At 36.8% G+C, this 19,927-nt stretch carries 18 protein-coding genes and 2 riboswitches; of the genes, 15 read left to right on the forward strand and 3 right to left on the reverse strand.

All coding sequences use genetic code 11. From position 1 onward, the window contains the following. Window positions 1-76: 76 nt before the first annotated feature. On the reverse strand, window positions 77-742 hold the full coding sequence (locus tag MKX83_RS08060) for a B3/B4 domain-containing protein (RefSeq protein WP_095369984.1): 666 nt from the start codon (window positions 740-742) through the stop codon (window positions 77-79). 87 nt (window positions 743-829) lie between these two features. On the opposite strand from MKX83_RS08060, the gene queG reads away from it, so the two are divergent. From queG to MKX83_RS08135, 15 genes are all read left to right on the forward strand, one after another. Then, entirely contained in the window at window positions 830-1,969 is a 1,140-nt protein-coding gene (gene queG / locus MKX83_RS08065) for a tRNA epoxyqueuosine(34) reductase QueG (protein WP_095369983.1), read from the forward strand. 89 nt (window positions 1,970-2,058) lie between these two features. Then, complete coding sequence (locus MKX83_RS08070) at window positions 2,059-2,925, forward strand: amidase domain-containing protein (protein ID WP_095369982.1); 867 nt, start codon at window positions 2,059-2,061, stop codon at window positions 2,923-2,925. Between the two features lie 71 nt (window positions 2,926-2,996). Beyond that, window positions 2,997-3,470, forward strand: a complete 474-nt coding sequence (trmL, locus tag MKX83_RS08075; RefSeq protein ID WP_341054947.1) for a tRNA (uridine(34)/cytosine(34)/5-carboxymethylaminomethyluridine(34)-2'-O)-methyltransferase TrmL — start codon at window positions 2,997-2,999, stop codon at window positions 3,468-3,470. Between the two features lie 82 nt (window positions 3,471-3,552). Beyond that, on the forward strand, window positions 3,553-4,302 hold the full coding sequence (gene nfsA, locus MKX83_RS08080) for an oxygen-insensitive NADPH nitroreductase (protein WP_095373493.1): 750 nt from the start codon (window positions 3,553-3,555) through the stop codon (window positions 4,300-4,302). Window positions 4,303-4,762: 460 nt separating this feature from the next. Further along, window positions 4,763-6,658, forward strand: a complete 1,896-nt coding sequence (locus MKX83_RS08085) for a PrkA family serine protein kinase (RefSeq protein ID WP_307318272.1) — start codon at window positions 4,763-4,765, stop codon at window positions 6,656-6,658. A gap of 63 nt (window positions 6,659-6,721) precedes the next feature. Beyond that, on the forward strand, window positions 6,722-6,886 hold the full coding sequence (locus MKX83_RS08090; protein ID WP_180316988.1) for a hypothetical protein: 165 nt from the start codon (window positions 6,722-6,724) through the stop codon (window positions 6,884-6,886). A 307-nt stretch (window positions 6,887-7,193) separates the two neighbouring features. Continuing rightward, entirely contained in the window at window positions 7,194-8,366 is a 1,173-nt protein-coding gene (gene yhbH, locus MKX83_RS08095) for a sporulation protein YhbH (protein ID WP_095369979.1), read from the forward strand. Window positions 8,367-8,633: 267 nt separating this feature from the next. Continuing rightward, window positions 8,634-9,584, forward strand: coding sequence for an MBL fold metallo-hydrolase (locus MKX83_RS08100; RefSeq protein WP_341054949.1), 951 nt, complete (start codon window positions 8,634-8,636; stop codon window positions 9,582-9,584). 33 nt (window positions 9,585-9,617) lie between these two features. Then, entirely contained in the window at window positions 9,618-10,244 is a 627-nt protein-coding gene (locus tag MKX83_RS08105) for an NUDIX hydrolase (RefSeq protein WP_341054951.1), read from the forward strand. Window positions 10,245-10,309: 65 nt separating this feature from the next. Next, window positions 10,310-10,410: riboswitch (SAM riboswitch) on the forward strand. Between the two features lie 180 nt (window positions 10,411-10,590). Continuing rightward, window positions 10,591-10,701, forward strand: a riboswitch (SAM riboswitch). Between the two features lie 76 nt (window positions 10,702-10,777). Further along, on the forward strand, window positions 10,778-12,577 hold the full coding sequence (locus MKX83_RS08110; protein ID WP_341054953.1) for a PLP-dependent aspartate aminotransferase family protein: 1,800 nt from the start codon (window positions 10,778-10,780) through the stop codon (window positions 12,575-12,577). A 24-nt stretch (window positions 12,578-12,601) separates the two neighbouring features. Next, window positions 12,602-13,594 carry an aliphatic sulfonate ABC transporter substrate-binding protein gene (locus MKX83_RS08115; RefSeq protein ID WP_341054956.1) on the forward strand — a complete coding sequence of 331 codons (993 nt, stop codon included), beginning with the start codon at window positions 12,602-12,604 and terminating at the stop codon, window positions 13,592-13,594. Between the two features lie 21 nt (window positions 13,595-13,615). Beyond that, window positions 13,616-14,443: an ABC transporter permease gene (locus MKX83_RS08120; protein WP_233435275.1), complete on the forward strand. Its 828-nt coding sequence runs from the start codon at window positions 13,616-13,618 to the stop codon at window positions 14,441-14,443. Between the two features lie 12 nt (window positions 14,444-14,455). Then, complete coding sequence (locus MKX83_RS08125) at window positions 14,456-15,184, forward strand: ABC transporter ATP-binding protein (protein WP_095369973.1); 729 nt, start codon at window positions 14,456-14,458, stop codon at window positions 15,182-15,184. Between the two features lie 21 nt (window positions 15,185-15,205). After that, window positions 15,206-16,930, forward strand: coding sequence for an acetate--CoA ligase (acsA, locus tag MKX83_RS08130; RefSeq protein WP_341054958.1), 1,725 nt, complete (start codon window positions 15,206-15,208; stop codon window positions 16,928-16,930). 25 nt (window positions 16,931-16,955) lie between these two features. After that, window positions 16,956-18,152, forward strand: coding sequence for a homoserine dehydrogenase (locus MKX83_RS08135; protein ID WP_341054960.1), 1,197 nt, complete (start codon window positions 16,956-16,958; stop codon window positions 18,150-18,152). Window positions 18,153-18,658: 506 nt separating this feature from the next. Here MKX83_RS08135 and MKX83_RS08140 read toward each other — a convergent pair. Both MKX83_RS08140 and MKX83_RS08145 read right to left on the reverse strand, forming a co-directional pair. Then, window positions 18,659-18,883 carry a hypothetical protein gene (locus MKX83_RS08140; protein WP_191814601.1) on the reverse strand — a complete coding sequence of 75 codons (225 nt, stop codon included), beginning with the start codon at window positions 18,881-18,883 and terminating at the stop codon, window positions 18,659-18,661. Between the two features lie 157 nt (window positions 18,884-19,040). Continuing rightward, on the reverse strand, window positions 19,041-19,886 hold the full coding sequence (locus MKX83_RS08145; protein ID WP_224939063.1) for a TetR/AcrR family transcriptional regulator: 846 nt from the start codon (window positions 19,884-19,886) through the stop codon (window positions 19,041-19,043). Window positions 19,887-19,927: the final 41 nt, after the last annotated feature.

Consider the following 19,927-nt stretch of genomic DNA (forward strand, 5'->3'; position numbering starts at 1 on the left):
AGACACAATCTAATAAGTGGGGTGCATTTTTTCTATAGCCAAATTTAATGCTGTAGAAAAATAGGATATTATTTTTTTAAACTATTACCTCAACTTGACCATTACCTCCATGAACTTGGATAAACATATCTTTTAGTGAGTTGAGCAGTGCTTGTGCCTCAACTGTTTCAATTGAATGTCTTAAAAAGACGACTTGTAATGCATTGGTTGTCTGTTCATTAACATTTGTTCTAGTAGAATCTACAAATGGACTACCAAATGGCCCAAGTGAATCACTTAAAATAATTAAGTTTTTTAGTGAATTATCACGTCCGTTTAATCCTCCGTAAACTTCTCCATCAGCTCCGATTCTCACATCAATATTTCCGTTGATACAATCTAAATCGTATATGCCAATCGGGACTTCGTATTTTAATGAGAAAAAATTATTAATATCAGCGGCACTGTTGATGCTCTGTAGGTAGTTCTGTTTTTTAATTCTTCGATACATTGCTTCAGCAGAATGACGATATTTGTTGGGGTCTTTACCTGTTTGTTTGAAAATACTTCGCCATTCTTTTATCCCTGCAAATTCAGTTATATTCTTTTCTTCAAGATCAAAAAATAATGACTCTTGAAAGAGTTGTAAGCGGCCCTTTACCATTTGGGGAGAACCTGATATAGTGATATGATTGTATGTAATGATGCCTATTTTGAATTGAGGGAATAAGGTCTTTAAATCTTTTGAAATGTTGATTACCAATGTTTACACCTCCTGATTTTATAATAACTAGTTTATCATGAGAGGGAAGATGAATCACATGGAAAACCAAGGAGGAGTGAATAATCCTTGAATATAGCTGAACTAAAAGAAGAAATCATTCGATATAGTAAGACGATTGGAATAGATAAGATTGGATTTACCACTGCATCAACTTTTGATGGTTTGCGGAATAGATTAATGAAACAACAAGAGCTCGGATACCAATCAGGTTTTGAAGAGCCTGATATAGAAAAGAGAGTCAACCCTGCGTTATTGATGGATCAACCGATGTCGATTATTAGTATTGCCCTAGCTTATCCAACAAAGATGAGAGAGCGCGTAGTGAGTAAACCGGGTGAGAGAAGAGGTATTTTTTGCCGTGCTTCTTGGGGAGATGACTATCATTTAGTGTTGAAGGATCGTCTAAGTAAGTTAGAAGCCTACTTGGAAGAGCTTGTTCCTGATGTCCGATTTACATCAATGGTCGATACAGGTGCTTTATCTGACCGTGCTGTAGCTGAGCGAGCGGGTATAGGGTGGAGTGGAAAGAATTGTTCTATCTTTACACCTGAATTCGGCTCTTACGTCTATTTAGGTGAAACCATCACAAATATTCCTTTTGAACCGGACGAGCCACTAGAGTCAAAGTGTGGGACTTGTACGAAATGTATTGATGCTTGTCCTACAGGTGCACTCGTTCAAGGCGGGCAACTAAATGCGCAACGTTGTATTTCCTTTATTACGCAAACAAAAGGATTTATGCCCGATGAGTTTCGCGAAGAATTAGGGAATCGAATTTATGGCTGTGATACTTGTCAAACGATTTGTCCAGAAAATAAAGGCAAGGATTTTCATTTTCATGAAGAAATGGAGCCAGATTCAGAAATTGTCAAACCTTTGTTAAAACCGATACTTCATATGAGCAATAGAGAGTTTAAGGAGAAGTTTGGTCGTCTTTCTGGTTCGTGGAGAGGGAGGAAACCTATTCAGAGAAATAGTATTATCGCTCTAGCTCATTTTAAGGATGAATCAGCTGTGGGAGATTTAATCATGTTAATGAAAAAAGACCCACGACCAGTAATTAGAGGAACAGCAGCATGGGCATTAGGGAAAATTGGAGGCGAAGAGGCAGAAAAAGCTTTACAAGCAATGCAAGCTACAGAAGAGGATCCTGAAGTCCAACAAGAAATCGAAAAAGGTTTAAAGATGTTTAATCCTATTATGTAGTATGTGAGAAAGTAATGCGATTACTTTCTCTTTTTTTATCGTTAAACCCCTCTTATGAACATATGCATGTTAATGGAGGGAGTGATACGATGAAAGAACAATTGCAAGAACTATTAGAAAAAAGAGTCAGGCAATGTGTCAGCAATGAGAGAGAATCTATTCATACTTGTATGAAGATAAAAAATAAAAAAAGAAGTTTAGAAAAAAGGGGAGCAAGTATCGTAAAGGCAAAGGCAATTGGAAAAATCAAAGGAGAGCCGCACATTCAAGAAGATAGTAAATATATTTCGTATAAGGCGCATTTTCAATATTTAATTAAGCAAGGAAAGACTTTTTATATTGAAGAAGAGGTGGAAGAACGAGTGGCTGAGTTTTATAAAGAAACGCTCGTTGAGGATAAAGAAAAGTTGGTTCTTTATGATCAAGACACGGTTGATATCTTAGAGGAAGATTCGCGTTCATCTTATCCATTTCATTTTGACCGCAGAAAAGCGGTACAATACGCAGAAAAATGGTGGAATAGCCATAATCCACAGTTTCATGCATTTGATGTCGATTGTACGAATTATATCTCTCAATGTCTACATGCAGGAGGAGCCCCGATGCGCGGATTTCCTGCTAGGGGAACGGGGTGGTGGATGCGCAGTAAAAATTGGAGCTATAGTTGGAGTGTAGCTCATTCTATGCGTATTCATTTAGCTAACTCGACAATTGGATTACGAGCGAAAGAAGTGGAGCGTCCTGAGGAATTATTGCTAGGAGATGTCATTTGTTATGATTTTCAAGGAGATGGTCGTTTTGACCATACGACGATTGTGACGGCTAAAGATGAACAGAATATGCCGCTTGTAAATGCCCATACGACTAATAGTCGCAAACGCTATTGGGATTATGAAGACTCTACCGCTTATACTGAAAATATTAAATATAAATTCTTTACGATTTATGATGCCTAGCACTTACCTTTCGTAATGAGCTGAAGAAGTGTATAATAAGAGCGAGATATTATAATAGAGGTGAACAGTTAGTGTCAGTGAATGTTGTTTTATATCAACCAGAAATTCCAAGCAATACAGGTAATATCGCTCGTACTTGTGCAGCTACTTATACAACGCTTCATTTAATTCGACCATTAGGGTTTTCAACGGATGATAAGATGTTAAAAAGAGCGGGTTTAGATTATTGGACGTATGTAGATATTGTTTATTATGATTCGTTAGAAGAATTTTTAGAGAAAAATAAAGACGGCGAATTTTTCTTGTTAACAAAACATGGGAAACAACCGCATACTACTTTTGATTATAGTGATCAATCAAAAAATTACTTCTTTATCTTTGGAAGAGAAACAACTGGCTTACCAAAGGAATTTATTCAAGCGAATCTTGATCGCGCTTTAAGAATACCTATGAATGACCATATGCGCTCACTAAATTTATCAAACACAGCAGCTATTTTGATTTATGAAGCCCTGCGTCAGCAAGGATATCCACGAATGAGCTAGCGTGAATAAGAAGGTCTGCTCTTACATTTGGCAAGATCTTCTTTTTATATACTAATTTTTTTTACATAGGGGAGATGAGATGATGAATGAAATGATTCAATTGATGAAAGACCATCGTTCAGTACGCCATTTTGAGGATAAACGTTTAACGAAAGAGCAAATTAAGGAGATTGTGACAGCCGCTCAGTCTGCTTCTACTTCAAGTTTTGTACAAGCGTATTCTATTATAGGTGTTTCCGACCAACAGAAGAAGGAAAAGTTGGCCGAATTGGCAGGAAACCAAGGGTTTGTTGCAGACAGTGGGCATTTCTTTGTGTTTTGCGCAGATCTTCATCGTCATGAAGTCATTGCAGAACTAGAAGGGATAGATTTAACTGAGTCCATTGAAAGTACGGAAAAATTTATGGTGGCTTTAATCGATGCAGCTTTAGCAGCCGAAAACGCAAGCTTAGCAGCTGAATCCATGGGTCTTGGCATTTGTTATGTTGGTGGCTTACGGAATCAACTTCAAGAAGTAAGCGAAGTATTAAAAACACCTGATCATGTGATACCATTATTCGGACTAGCAGTTGGGTACCCAGCGAAAAGGAATGCGCAAAAGCCGCGTCTACCAATGAACCATATTTATCATGAAAATGAATATGAACAGGACAAGGACATATATATTCAAGAATTACAAGCATACAATGAAGTGATTTCTGCTTACTATAAAGAGCGAACAGCAGGTAAGCGTGATGATACTTGGACAAGTCAGATTGCTGGTATGTTTGAGCGTAAAAAGAGAATGTACATGAAGCAATTTGTTCAAGAAAAAGGTTTAGATAAACGATAAAAAAACTGCGGGAGTTAGACTCTCGCAGTTTTTTTTTGTGTTAGCGCATATTATTTAATGTGCTTACCAGGCTTATCATCATAGCCCGCTGTGAAAATTGAAACTAAAAATGCCACCATCACACCTAAAATTAGGACTGTACCCATTATGTATGGCCTCCTTTTTCCTAAAAATAGAAACACAACATATAACTTTATTATATCCTAATAAATTTAAATAGTGAATGCAAATCATGGATATTATTGGACAGTTCTGCATAGGAATGTGTATTAGATATTAGCGTTATTCAAGACCCACTTTTTATAGATCTTGGGGGATGGATAATCTAATGTTGTTTTTATTTGTAAAAGCCCTTTAACCGACTAAATTTTTTGTCATTTGTTTTCGGTAAGCATGTTTGTTTTTCTTCAAGCATAGATTGTAATAATCGTCTCTGATAATGTGACAGGGGGAGGTCCATATGGATATTCTAAAAAAAGTGGAGTTGTATAGACGAGAAGAGGAAAAGTTGAAATGGGAAGGGACTTTTGGAGAGTACTTAGAAATCATAAAAGAAAAGCCATGGGTTGCCCAGTCCGCACATTCACGGGTTTATAATATGATCAAAGACGCTGGTGTTAATGATGTGAAAGGGCAGAAAACATATGAATTCTTTAGCAATCAATTATTTGGCCTAGAAGAGTCATTAGAACGACTTGTCGAAGAATATTTTCATCCGTCGGCGAAAAGATTAGATGTGAGAAAGCGGATATTATTATTAATGGGGCCGGTAAGCGGCGGGAAATCAACCCTTGTGACGATGTTAAAGAGAGGGTTAGAAGCCTATTCATTAACAGATAAAGGAGCGGTATATGCCATTAAAGGCTGTCCAATGCATGAGGACCCACTTCATCTTATCCCACATCATTTGCGCAAAGACTTTTTAGATGAATATGGAATTAGAATTGAAGGAAACTTATCACCACTCAATATGATGAGGCTTGAACAAGAATATAATGGAAAAATTGAAGATGTAATAGTCGAAAGAGTGATGTTTTCAGAAGATAAGCGGGTAGGGATTGGTACATTTAGCCCCTCTGACCCTAAATCTCAAGACATTGCTGATTTAACAGGAAGTATAGACTTCTCCACAATTGCCGAATATGGTTCCGAGTCTGATCCAAGAGCTTATCGATTTGATGGGGAACTGAATAAGGCCAATCGGGGTATGATGGAATTCCAAGAAATGCTTAAATGCGATGAAAAATTTCTATGGCATCTCCTATCATTAACGCAAGAAGGAAACTTCAAAGCAGGCCGGTTTGCCTTAATATCAGCGGATGAATTGATTGTTGCTCATACAAATGAAACGGAATATCGTTCGTTTATAAGTAATAAGAAAAATGAGGCACTGCATTCACGGATTATTGTGATGCCAATTCCATATAATTTGAAGGTAACCGAGGAAGAGAAAATTTATGAGAAAATGATTTTTGAAAGTGATGTGTCAGATGTTCATATTGCTCCCCATACATTAAAAGTTGCTGCTATGTTTACAATATTAACAAGAATGAAGGATCCGAAAAAAGGCGATATTGACTTAGTTAAGAAGATGCGTTTATACGATGGTGAAAGTGTAGAAGGTTTTAATCGTGCAGACGTAGAAGAAATGAAAAAAGAACATGCAGATGAGGGAATGAGTGGCATCGACCCCCGTTACGTAATCAATCGCATTTCCTCTACCATCATTCGTAAAGAGATGACGTCGATTAATGCCTTAGATGTATTAAGGTCATTAAAAGAGGGATTAGATCAACATCCATCCATTACTGCTGAACTGAAAGAACGATATTTGAACTTTATTTCACTTGCTCGAAAAGAATACGATGAAATTGCGAAGAAAGAAGTGCAAAAGGCATTTGTTTACTCTTATGAAGAATCAGCGAAAACATTAATGGAGAATTACCTTGATAATGTTGAGGCTTATTGCAATAAGGCTAAACTAAGAGACCCACTTACTGGAGAAGAAATCAATCCAGATGAAAAACTAATGCGCTCGATTGAGGAGCAAATCGGGATTTCAGAAAATGCTAAAAAAGCATTTCGTGAAGAAATTCTCATTCGTATTAGTGCTTATGCTAGAAAAGGTAAACGATTTGATTATAATTCGCATGATCGCCTGCGTGAAGCTATTCAAAAGAAATTATTTGCTGACTTAAAGGATGTCGTCAAAATTACAACTTCTTCAAAAACACCGGATGAACAACAATTGAAGAAGATTAATGAAGTAGTAGCACGTCTTATTGATGAACATGGCTATAATTCCACATCTGCAAATGATTTACTTCGTTATGTGGGTAGTCTATTAAATAGGTAAACCGTCCAGTCTATTGTTTAAAAAAGACAGAAATAGGGTATTTAAACAATAGAGGTGACGAATATGTCAAAAGAAGAAAAAGTACCGGAAAATAGCTCAATGGCAAGCAATGAAGAAGAAATAGAAACTCTTGGAAAAGAAATGGAACAAATGAAATCGAAAGAAGAATTGAAAGAAATGCAAAAAACACCTGATCCTAAACAGGAAGTCGGTAAGCGAAAATCATAAAAGCTACAAACAATGAAAAAAGCAATGGACCCCATTGCTTTTTTCATTATATTCAATTTTGTATTAGTTGAACGATGGATGATAGATAGTAATCGCCCAACTTTAATAATTGTCTAAATAATATGTAAATAATTCTGTTTTAAAGCATAGGATAGAGTAATCAACATTTTTTGAACCTAGCTATAAGTAAATATTTTCAGGTTAGCAATGGACACTCGTCATAGTGTATGTTTTTGGGTGAGATATGTGAATGAATTCCGTAAAATCCTTAAAGTTTTTTATAAACAAAAAAGGAGGGCAAATGAGAATGACCGAAAAAAATCAAAACCATCAGTTTGTCGTGTCACAGGAAGATTGGTCCCTCCATCGTAAAGGGCATGATGATCAACAACGCCATCAAGAAAAAGTACAGGATGCCATCAGAAACAATTTACCTGACCTGATTACAGAAGAAAACATTGTCATGTCCAATGGTCGTGATGTCGTTAAAATACCGATTCGTTCCTTAGATGAATATAAAATTCGCTACAATTATGATAAGAATAAGCATGTCGGTCAAGGTGATGGCGATAGTCAAGTTGGTGATGTAGTAGCGAGAGATGGGTCAGGTCAGAAAGGGCAAGGTAAAGGGCAAGGTGCAGGGGATCAAGCGGGTGAGGATTACTTTGAAGCAGAAGTCTCTTTAATGGAAATTGAGGAAGCGTTATTTAAACAATTGGAGCTACCGAACTTAAAGAAAAAGGAACAAGATCAAATTGTCGTCGAGAATATTGAATTTAATGATATTCGCAAAACTGGTCTTATGGGGAATATAGATAAAAAGAGAACAATGATGTCAGCTTTTAAGCGAAATGCGATGCACGGGAAATCAGCTTTTCACCCCATTTATCAAGAAGACTTAAAGTTCAAGACTTGGAATGAAGTCGTGAAGCCTGAATCGAAAGCAGTTGTGCTAGCAATGATGGATACAAGTGGTTCGATGGGTATCTGGGAGAAATATATGGCGAGAAGTTTCTTCTTTTGGATGACTCGGTTTTTACGAACGAAATATGAAACGGTAGAAATTGAATTTATTGCGCATCATACAGAAGCAAAGGTAGTATCAGAAGAAGATTTCTTTTCTAAAGGAGAAAGTGGCGGCACAATCTGTTCGTCTGCTTATCGTAAAGCATTGGAGTTAATTGATCAAAAGTATAACCCAGTCAGATATAATATATATCCATTCCATTTCTCAGATGGGGATAATTTAACTTCAGATAATGCAAGATGTGTAAAACTTGTTGAAGAGTTAATGAAAGTATCAAGTATGTTTGGATACGGGGAAGTGAATCAATATAACCGCCATTCTACTTTAATGTCAGCATACAAAAATATAAAAAATGATTTGTTCCGTTATTATATTTTAAAGCAGAAGGCTGATGTATTCCATGCGATGAAAGGCTTTTTTAAAGAACAAGAACAGAAGGAAAAGTTAGCGTAATGAGAGCCTGTTTTGAAAGGTTCGCAACTAAGTTCTGAAGTGTAATAGCTTACTTACGAGCGTTTCGGAGGCAGGTTTTGAAAAATGATGAGAACAAAGCAATCGAGCTTTTTAGTTATATCACAGCGATTGATGCTGTGTTTTTTTTTTGCTCAACTGACTAAGCACTAGGTAGATTTGAGCACTTTTATCTGTAATTCTTTTAAGTAGCTCTCTTCATCTACTTATGTCATAATTTTCATAAAGAGTAATATGGAGGGGTTTCCTTTGCACAAAATTCAAGATTTAGGTAATGATATTCAACTGATTGATTTAATGGATTTACAAACACCTGAGCGTACGGGGGCGTATATATTAGGTGCTGAAGAATTAACAGTGATTGAAACAAGCGCTAGTCCTTCGATTCCTCACCTTATAGAAGGGTTGCAAGAATTGAACATTAACCTAGAAGATATCAAGCATATTATTGTCACCCATGTACATTTAGACCATGCTGGTGGAACTGGTTTGTTCTTAGAACAATGTCCAGAAGCAAAAGTATATGTTCATCCAAGAGGTAAACGGCATTTAGCTGACCCTAGTAAATTAATTGCTGGTGCTAGAATGGTATATGGCGATGAGTTTGATCAACTATTTAATCCGATTGTGCCAATTGATGAGAAGAGGTTAGTCGCGATGGAAGAGGGACAATCATTGGATATCGGTGGACGTTTGTTAACTTTCTATGATACCCCTGGCCATGCAAAGCACCACTTTTCAATCCATGATTCGAAAAGTAATGGCTTCTTTACTGGCGATACAATTGGCGTATTTTATCCTGGCATAGCAAGAAAAGGATATCCATTAGTCCTGCCATCGACTTCTCCTAATCAGTTTGATCCAGAGGCGATGTTATCTTCTGTTGAAAAAATCGAATCACTTCAACCACAACATATCTTTTTTGGGCATTATGGTGAGGGCCCTGAACCAAAGGATGTTTTTACACAAATTCGTTATTGGTTACCTATATTTACTTCAGTTGCAGATGACGTTTTTCTCCAAGGAAATGACATAATAAAAATGCAGGAAGCCATACAATCGGAATTGTTGGAACAAGTAAAACATTATTTATTAACAGCGCACGATGTTGAACTTAGTGCAGAGGATAAGAAGCTAATAGGCTTAGATTTAAATGTCTGCACAATGGGGATGATTGATAGATTGCAGAAAGAGAAATAAAGATTTAAGTCGTGTGGTTTGGAGGTAATTAACATGGATTTGGAAGAAATAAGATCAGAGATACAGCATCGTCAATCAGATATATTGGGTAGCTCTAGATTGGATAAATTCGCTGTTCTTCTTCCCCTAATAGAAAAAGATGGAGAAATACATATTTTGTTTGAAGTACGGTCTTTATCTATGAGAAGACAGCCAGGGGAAATTTGCTTTCCTGGGGGGAAAATGGATCAAGACGATGTGGATTTGATTGAGACGGCAAAAAGGGAGACCAGTGAAGAGTTAGGTATCCCAATTGGAGAAGTCTCTGTTTTTTCAGAACTTGATTATGTAGTGACACCTTATGATACAGTGATTTATCCGTTTGTAGGCACAATAGAGAGCATCAGTGATCTTAAGCTAAATCCAGAGGAAGTGGATCAAATTTTCACAGTACCACTTACTTATTTTTTGAAAGAGGGACCATCAATTCATTATATTGAGATGAAGCCAGAGCCTAATAGTAGCTTCCCTTATCATCTCATTCCTAATGGGGAAAAATATAAATGGCAAACGCGAAGGATGCAAGAAATTTTTTATACTTATAAAGGTCATGTGATATGGGGGTTAACAGCTAAGATACTGTATCATTTTTTGACACTTATCCAGGATGAAAATAAATAAATTTTCAAAATGTTATTGACGATTCCCTATAAAAGGGTATATGATGTTAAACAAATAAATAGAACTTCTTATCCAGAGAGGCGGAGGGACTGACCCAGTGAAGCCTCGGCAACCAGCAATCTTTTGTATGGTGCCAATTTCAGAGGATATTATCCAAAGATAAGGAGAAGGTGAGCGTGTGAATTCAAAGCCCTTCTGCCCTTCTTGGTGGAAGGGTTTTTTATGTGATAGAGCCAATATTTTATTGGAATATAAAATATATTCAGATTTTATATTGACGACAATTTGTTTTTTGGATATAATTCTATTTGTAATTAAAGTATTAACGCTTTAAAAAATAAAATATTTCTTATCGAGAGTGACGGAGGGATCAGGCCCTATGAAGTCCGGCAACCTTCAAGCAAATGCTTGAAAAGGTGCTAAATCCTGCAGGCAGTGAATGTCTGGAAGATAAGATGAGGCAACCCCCTCTTCTTATGAAGAGGGGGTTATTTATTTTAATTATCCGACTAAAAAGTAGAGGAGAGTATATAATGACGAATCAATTTAACACTTATGATGATGAGACGATTTTATTACATGGAGGTCAATCACCAGACCCGACAACGGGATCTCGTGCAGTTCCTATTTATCAAACGAGTTCATATGTTTTTCATAATACAGATCATGCGCAAAGCCTATTTTCATTGGATGAGACGGGAAATATCTATTCACGAATCGGTAATCCAACGGTAGATGTATTAGAAAAACGTATTGCTTTATTAGAAGATGGGGTAGCGGCAGTAGCGACTTCATCTGGAATGGCAGCTATAGCTCTTTCGATTATGAATATTGCCCAAGCGGGTGATGAGATTGTTGCAGCTTCGAACCTTTATGGTGGAACATATAATCTTTTTGCTATAACACTTCCGAAATATGGGATTAAAGTTCATTTTGTTGATGGTTCTGACCCTGAGAATTACCGTAAAGCGATTACGCCAAAAACTAAGGCTTTATATGGAGAGATTATTGGGAACCCAAGTCTTCATGTCCTAGATGTAGAGGCAGTTGCAAATATTGCTCATGAAAATGATATTCCTCTTATTATTGATAATACTTTCGCTTCACCTTATCTTTGCAAACCAATCCAATGGGGTGCAGATATTGTCATTCACTCGGCAACAAAATGGATTGGAGGTCATGGAACAACAATTGGTGGACTTGTAGTTGATGGCGGACGATTTAATTGGAATCATGATAAGTTTCCTGGTTTTACTCAGCCAGACCCAAGTTATAACGGTATTGTTTATGCGAATGAGTTTGGTACTCTCGCTTTCAGTACAAAGCTTCGTGTTCAGTTGCTGCGCGATTTTGGGTCATCATTAAGCCCACATAGTGCATTTCTTTTACTCCAAGGATTGGAAACACTCCATTTACGTATAGAGAAACATACGGAAAATGCAGCGAAGATAGCCCATTTCTTAAACGCTCATCCAGCTGTCGATTGGGTCGCATATCCAGGTTTAGCAGAGCATCCAGGGCATGAACTCGCGAAGAAATATTTAAACACTGGCTTCGGTTCCATTGTGAACTTCGGTATTAAAGGTGGCCGAGATGCGGGTAAAAAAGTGATAGATACCATTGCATTGTGGTCTCATGTAGCCAATGTAGGTGATGCGAAGTCACTCATTATTCATCCGGCTTCAACCACACATCAACAGTTAAGTGCAGAAGATTTAATTAAAAGCGGTGTAAGTGAGGAACTCATACGTTTATCAGTTGGGATTGAATCGGTTAGAGATTTAACCAATGACTTAGATCAAGCCTTCTATGAAGCGACTGGTATTTCTTCGAAGGGAGAACAAAAAGGAGAAACAGCAGTAAATGATGAAGGTGTTATTCGATGGGCATTACAATCATCCTCATTAAAAGAAGATGTGGATGGCAAAGAACTGCAAAGAGCAAAAAGGATAGCTGTTGTTGGATTAAGTGGAAATCCTGCTAGACCAAGTTACCGTTTAGCAAGAAAAATGCAAAGATTAGGTTATCAAATCGTGCCAGTTAATCCAAGAGAAACAGAAGTATTAGGTGAACAGGCATATCCAAATTTAAAATCCATTCCTTTTACCATTGATATTGTGCAAGTATTTAGAAGCCCTGAAGCTGCGATAGAAGTGGCGAAAGAGGCAGTAGAAATCCAACCGAAAGTTTTCTGGCTACAAGAAGGTGTCATTTCACCAAAAGCAGTTGAAATAGCAAAAGAAGCCGGACTTGAAGTGGTACAAAATCGCTGCACATATAAAGAGGCACAGAGATTAAGAGGTTCTATTGTAACCTTTGCTTGTGAAATTTAAAACCGAGATTGAGGAGAGTCATCGATGAAAAAATGGTTCGTATTTTTAATTGTCGTTTTATCAATTGGATTCATTAGTGCTTGCGGGGATAGTGAGGCAAACACCGATGATAGTAATGGCGAAGGAAAACCAGAAAAAATTGTTTTAGACTATGCCTATTATTCTCCAACAAGTGTAGTTTTAAAGAAATTCGGCTGGGCAGAAGAAGCGTTTGCCGAAGATGATATTGATGTTGAGTTTGTCCTCAGTCAAGGGAGTAATAAGGCACTTGAGTTTCTTAATAGTAGCAGTGTTGATTTTGGCTCAACTGCAGGTGCAGCGGCATTAATTGCAAAAGCAAATGGTGCTCCAATTGAATCAGTCTATATATACTCAAAACCAGAATGGACGGCATTAGTTGCACCGAAAGAATCAGCTATCAAATCAGTTGAAGACTTGAAGGGAAAGAAAGTAGCAGCAACGATTGGAACAGATCCATATATCTTTTTACTGCGCTCATTAAATGAAGCCGGATTAACATCAGCGGATGTTGAAATCGTTAACTTGCAACATGCTGACGGTGGAACGGCATTAACAACAGGGCAAGTAGACGCTTGGGCTGGTTTAGATCCACATATGGCTAAATTAGAACTTGAAGCAGACACAGAATTTATTTATCGAAATATCGATTTTAACACTTATGGCACATTAAATGTGAGAAGCGAATTTGCTGAGAAGTATCCTGAACAAGTGAAAAAAGTAATTGAGCTTTATGAAAAAGCTCGTACATGGGTATTAGAAAATCCTGAAGAAGCGGCAGAGATACTGGCAGAAGAAGCACAAATCACCCTAGAGGTAGCGAAAAAAGAATTAGAGAGAAATGACTTTAATGAACCAATACCTGGTGAAGTGCAAATAGAAGCATTAAATGCTGCTGGTGAGGTTTTAAAAGAAGAAGGCATTATTAAGAGTGATGACGTAGGTAAAGTGGTTGATGAATTAATAAACCCAGATTTCTCAACAGAGGTCATTCAATAGGGTTGGTAAAGGAGAATGAATATGAAGGAAGTCATAGCGATCCCCAAAGTAAATGAGGGTAAGGAGAAGCATAGAAAAATTAACCCTAGTATTCAAAGGGTATTACTTGGAAGTATCGTGCCAATCTTACTTATTCTTGCATGGGAGTACTTGAGTCGGATCGGTGTGTTCCCTCCTCATTTACTCCCGGCTCCATCAATCATTTTGCAATCACTTATGACAATGACGACAGATGGAAGTTTATGGACACATACGAGCATTACATTATATCGCCTTGTGCTTGGTTTCTTATTTGGCACTGCTGCAGCTTTAATTATCGGCGCCGCTGTTGGCTACTTTTCAACAGTTGAAAGTTTATTAGATCCGCTGATCCAAGCTTTTCGTTCCATACCTTCATTGGCATGGGTGCCATTATTTATTCTTTGGATGGGAATTGGGGAACCTTCCAAGGTGGTTTTAATCGCTGTCGGTGTTTTCTTCCCAGTTTATCTAAATATTGTTTCAGGCATTCAAGGAATTGACCGTAAACTAATTGAAGTGGGGAAAATCTATCATTTTAGCTCATGGCAATTAATTTGTAAGATTATCTTACCAGCAGCTTTGCCATCTTTTTTAGTAGGGCTGAGAAGCGGATTGGGACTTGGTTGGATGTTTGTTGTTGCAGCTGAATTAATGGGAGCTTCTACAGGTATTGGCTACTTGCTTGTTTATGGCCAAAACACTTATGCACCGGAATTAATTATTTCTAGTATCGTCTTATTTGCCATATTAGGAAAAATAACAGATGCCATTTTAAAAGGGTTAGAGACAAAAACATTGCATTGGCAAGATACGATCGTCAAGAAGTAGGAGGTGGCAAGATTGTTATCTATTGAGCGAGTGTCTAGAACTTTTTCAAATGGAACAACGGGATTCGAAAATATTGACTTAAAGGTAGAAAAAGGTGAAGTCATTGGAATCTTAGGAACAAGTGGTTGCGGTAAAAGTACGCTCTTACGTGTATTATCCGGCTTGGATAAACAATATGATGGCCAGGTTGTAATAGATGGCGAAACTGTCCATGATGTTCATAAGAAAATCGGGATGATTTTCCAAGAACCTAGATTGATGCCTTGGTTAAAAGTTTATGACAATATCGGATTCGGTCTACAAAAAAAAGTTCAAAGTAAAATAGCGCAATATATTAAAGCCGTTGGGCTAGAAGGATTTGAAAACCATTACCCGAAAGATTTATCTGGAGGGATGGCGCAAAGGGTGGCCATTGCCAGAGCCCTCGTTACCTCACCAGAAATATTACTTTTAGATGAACCGTTTAGTGCATTAGATGCTTTTACAAAAATGCAATTACAAGATTTATTACTGAATCTCTGGCAAACCTATCAATCAACTATCCTCTTAGTAACGCACGATATTGATGAAGCATTATATTTAGCCGATCGCATTATTATTCTTAGGGGACAGCCGGGAGAATTATATCAAGAAATAAAAATTGAAAAATCAAAACCAAGATCAAGAGGAGATAAAGATCTTGCTGCACTAAAAGATGAGATTTTGCAATTATTAGATTTATCTCATTCGAAAGCAATCTAAAGATAAAGGAGCTAATGAATTATGACAGTGATAGAGCGGCAACAGCTTGCCCCCATTGAAGGAGATTACAACTTAACAAACTATGAAGAGGCATGTCAAAATATTTCATGGGATGAGGTTAAACAACAGTTTAGCTGGAGCCAATCAGGTCTAGTCAATATGGCTCATGAATGTATTGATAAACATGTGGTTGACGGTTATGGAAACAAAATAGGGTTGCATTATGTGAATGGTTCATATGAAGAGACATACACATTCGCAGAGATTAAAGAAAAAACGGATCATATCGCCACCGTTTTAAGAAACCAAGGGGTGAAAAAAGGTGATTTCGTTTTTATTTTTCTACCTAAACATCCCGATTGTTATTTTACAATGATTGCCACCATTAAACTCGGCGCAATTGCGGGTCCTCTTTTTGAAGCATTTATGGAGGAAGCAGTAAAAGATAGAATCTCTGATTGTGATGGGAGATTTTTGATTACGGATACTGACTTACTTAACAGGGTACCAAAGAACGAACTGCCTTGTTTAGAGAAGATATTTCTTACTGATGCTGATGACGTACAATTATTAGGTGAAAAAGAAATTTCACTCATCAAAGAATTAGAGAAAACAGTAAAAGAAGAAGATATCACGACGTGGGTTGATCTCGAGCATGGTTTAAACATCCACTATACGAGCGGTTCAACAGGAAAGCCAAAAGGAATTATTCATGCTCATAGAGCGATGGTTCATCAATATCAAACAGGGAAATGGGTACTCGATTTAAAAGATGATGATGTGTATTGGTGTACCGCACATCCAGGTTGGGTTACGGGAACTGTGTATGGCATTTTCACACCTTGGTTAAATAGAGCGACAATTGTTGTTAATGGTGGCCGCTTTGATGCAAAGGGTTGGTATCATACATTAGAAACAACTGGAGTATCTGTATGGTATAGTGCACCGACCGCATACAGAATGTTAATGGCAGAAGGAAATGACCTACCAAATGATTATGATTTATCCAACGTAAGACATTTATTAAGTGTTGGTGAGCCGTTAAATCCTGAGGTCATTTATTGGGGACAAGAAACGTTAGGGAAAAGAATTCATGATACATGGTGGATGACTGAAACAGGGGCACAATTAATTGTCAATTTACCTTCAGAAGTAATTAAACCCGGATCAATGGGTCGACCTTTTCCTGGTATAAGCATCGCTATCCTCGATGATGATGGTGTCGAACAATCAAGAGGGTCGATTGGTCACTTAGCAATTAAAGCACCATGGCCAGGAATCATGAAAGAAGTATGGAAGAATGAGGAGAAATACCAGTCATATTTTCCTTTTGAAGGTTGGTATGTATCAGGAGATCTAGCTGTTCAAGATGAAGATGGATATATATTCTTCCAAGGTAGGAGTGATGATATGATCAATTCTTCCGGGGAGAGAATCGGACCTTTTGAGGTTGAAAGTAAGCTCATTGAACATCCTGCTGTAGCAGAAGCTGGAGTCATTGGAAAACCAGATGCATTAAGAGGAGAAATCGTCAAAGCCTTTATTGTCCTAAGAAAAGGATTTACAGGCAGTGATGTACTACTTGAAGAGATTAGAAGGTTTGTAAAAACAAGATTAGCTGCTCATTCTGCCCCACGAGAAATGGAAATTGTCACAGAACTTCCTAAAACAAAAATCAGTGGCAAAATATTACGCAGAGAATTAAAGGCAAGAGAGCTTGCCAAACTTAGTCAAAAAGTACAGTAATATGATGTAATGGGAGGTAAAAGGTTTGACGATTAATATCGCTTTACTTGGCTATGGTACTGTTGGTAAAGGCGTTTACCGTACAATTCAACAGCATCAAGGGCGTTTGCAAAAGTTATTAAGTGAAGAAGTAAAGGTTGTTGCTATTTTAGTGAGAGACATTGAGAAGCATACTGCCCCCGATCAGTCAGTTATTTTGACAAACCAATATGAAAAAATCCAACAACTGGAGAATATTGATGTAGTAATTGATGCAATTGTTGGTATTGAACCGGCTGCAACTTATTTACAAAGTGCGATTGAAAAAGGTCGCCACGTGATTACGGCAAATAAAGAGATGTTTGCTGAAAAAAGTAATATCTTAAGAGAATTAGCAAAAAAATATCACGTCTCAGTCGGCTACGAGGCTACTGTGGCAGGTGGTATTCCTATTATTCAAACTTTAAAAAAACTGCTAAATGCTAATAAAGTAACGAAGGTTGAAGGCATATTGAATGGTACATCTAATTTTATATTAACCAAAATGAGAGAAGAGCAATTATCATTTGATAATGCTCTGGCGCTAGCGCAAAAATTAGGTTATGCGGAAGTGGATCCGACGAATGATGTTGAAGGCTTTGATGCGTATTATAAAGCAGCTATCTTAAGTGAATTGATTTATGGAGAGAAACCAATAAGCGAACAGATTGAAAGAAACGGGATTACGAGTATTGCTAAATCAGATATTACTTTCTTTAATGAATTAGGTCTTAGATACAAGCACGTGGCAACTATTGAATACGCTCATTCTCAAGTGAAATGTGCTGTTCGGCCAGTGTTAGTTGAGGGTAACCATCCTTTATATCAGGTGGAAGGTGTGCAAAATGCTATCCATATCGAGGCGGATATTGTCGGGAGTATTAGTTTGCAGGGGCCAGGTGCAGGTATGTATCCAACAGCAAGTGCAATTATAGAAGATTTGATTCATTTAACAGAAAAGGATCAGGAGTATACTTTTAATGAAGAGTCCACCCTTGATCAACACCGTAGTGCGAAAACGAGTTGGATTGCATATGGACGTTCAGTCTTACAGCAATTACCTGAAGGAGCAGAAATTATGAAGATGATTGCTGATGATACATGGGTAGTAGAAATAGAGGGAGATTTACGTATAGAAGATGCTTCCTTTATTCAAATATTAGGTGATGCTACAAGATTAAAAGAAATGAAAAAAATCCATTAAAGTAGTAAATGATAAAACCTTATAGTTCTGTTGAAAAAACTAGACAATTGCAAGGATCATGGTCTATTTTACTTACCTTGTTCAACTTGAGGAAGCGTTCGTTGAACAAGGTAAGTATTTTTATGGCTCTGTTTGCATTGGTCAATAACAATAACTATGCAGTGAAAAGAAATCATCCATGAAATATTTGAATGATACGAATATTTATATGGTTCTTTTTGTAGTCCTGCTTACCTAAAATGAAGAAAAGAAGAATCCCCGTATTCATCAAAGTATATAAAATAATAGAGTTGAAATTCATTTGTGGCAATGTCATATTGTTAAAAAATAAAAATATCTAGTGAAAATAAGCGAAGGATGAATAAATTTTTTATGTAAACTTTTACATCATCAACAACCAACTGTTTTAATTTCATATATGTATCGTTCATTATCTAAATAAAAAAGGATAACTAGCCTTATTTTTATAGGCTAACTATCCCAGGAAATAGAATCTTTACCAGTTTTTAGACGGATTGCGATGGTGTTTTTACTGATTGTTTTGGAAGTAGCGTTTGGTTGATTTCTGAATATAAATCCTTTATATTGACAGTGACAATTTTAGCCCCGATCTGTACGTGAACCATATTATCAAAGACTGCTGTAACGAGACCATTTAAAGACACGCTTGTTCCGATACTTACATCTTTCTTTTCATTCTTTCTGATATTCGTAACTTTGTTATTTGCCATATTCTCCACCATCCATTCTTATAAATTATAAGTACAGAAGTTTTCTACTTCGTTTACACTATATCTCTTTATATTACCTGTTTATAGTAAAATAAACGTTTAAAGTGAAAATGTCCAGTAAAAAGGTTGGTCTTTTTATCGACAAATTTCTCTCATTCTATAATTGTAATAAATCATTCAGTTGCTTCTTTAAATCAGGATATTGATTAAAGTTAGTAATCATTCCTTTAATGACAGGAAGTCTGGGATATTCCCTTTGAGTTTCTTCTTCTATCATGTCGAGGGAAACCTCTAATGTTTCTTTATCATCGCATTCTTGTATTTGTTGTCTAATATCTGCGATGGTAGTCGATGGACTAGTATTTGGTAAAAATATATTAAATTTTTGCAGGAAACGGTTCATCTTAGCTTCAGTGATCAAAGGTTCTTCTTTTTTTAGACCCTCTGCTAAAGAGTCCATTCTATTTAATAAATAATCAGTCACATGCTCAGGCTTAAATATTTCTTTGTCAATAATTAATATTTTTACGTATGAATGAAAAAGACCATCAAGAAGTTGAGATAAATCCCATAAATAAGGAGTCATTTCTTCTCCATATATAGAAGATAAACTTTTGCGGTAAAATTCATTCATTTCAATTTGCTTTGTGAATAATAATTCTTTTATTGATTCATTAATAGGTATGGTTTGTTCTCTTGTTTGAGTAATAATAAAATCCTTATGTTGGATTAACATATCAATGGTTGTATTGATTTGTGCCTTGAATTTTTCTCTTGCAGTAAGGTTCTTGTTGTCCCACTGCATGATTTCTTCAGTTAATTGATCAAAATAATATATTAATAAAGACTCTAACAATTTTTCTTTCGATTTAAAATATAAATAAAATGCACCTTTGGAAATGCCGCTATCAGTGGCGATATCTTGTACAGATGTGGCAGTATATCCTTTTTTAGCGAATAATTTGATCGCAGCTTCAATAATTATTTTTTCTTTTTCTTTCATCTGTAACAACTCCTTAACCGAAGAAGTATCTCCGTGTTAAC

The sequence above is a fragment of the Cytobacillus sp. FSL M8-0252 genome, assembly GCF_038007345.1.
GTDB classification, from domain to species: Bacteria; Bacillota; Bacilli; order Bacillales; family Cytobacillaceae; genus Cytobacillus; species Cytobacillus kochii.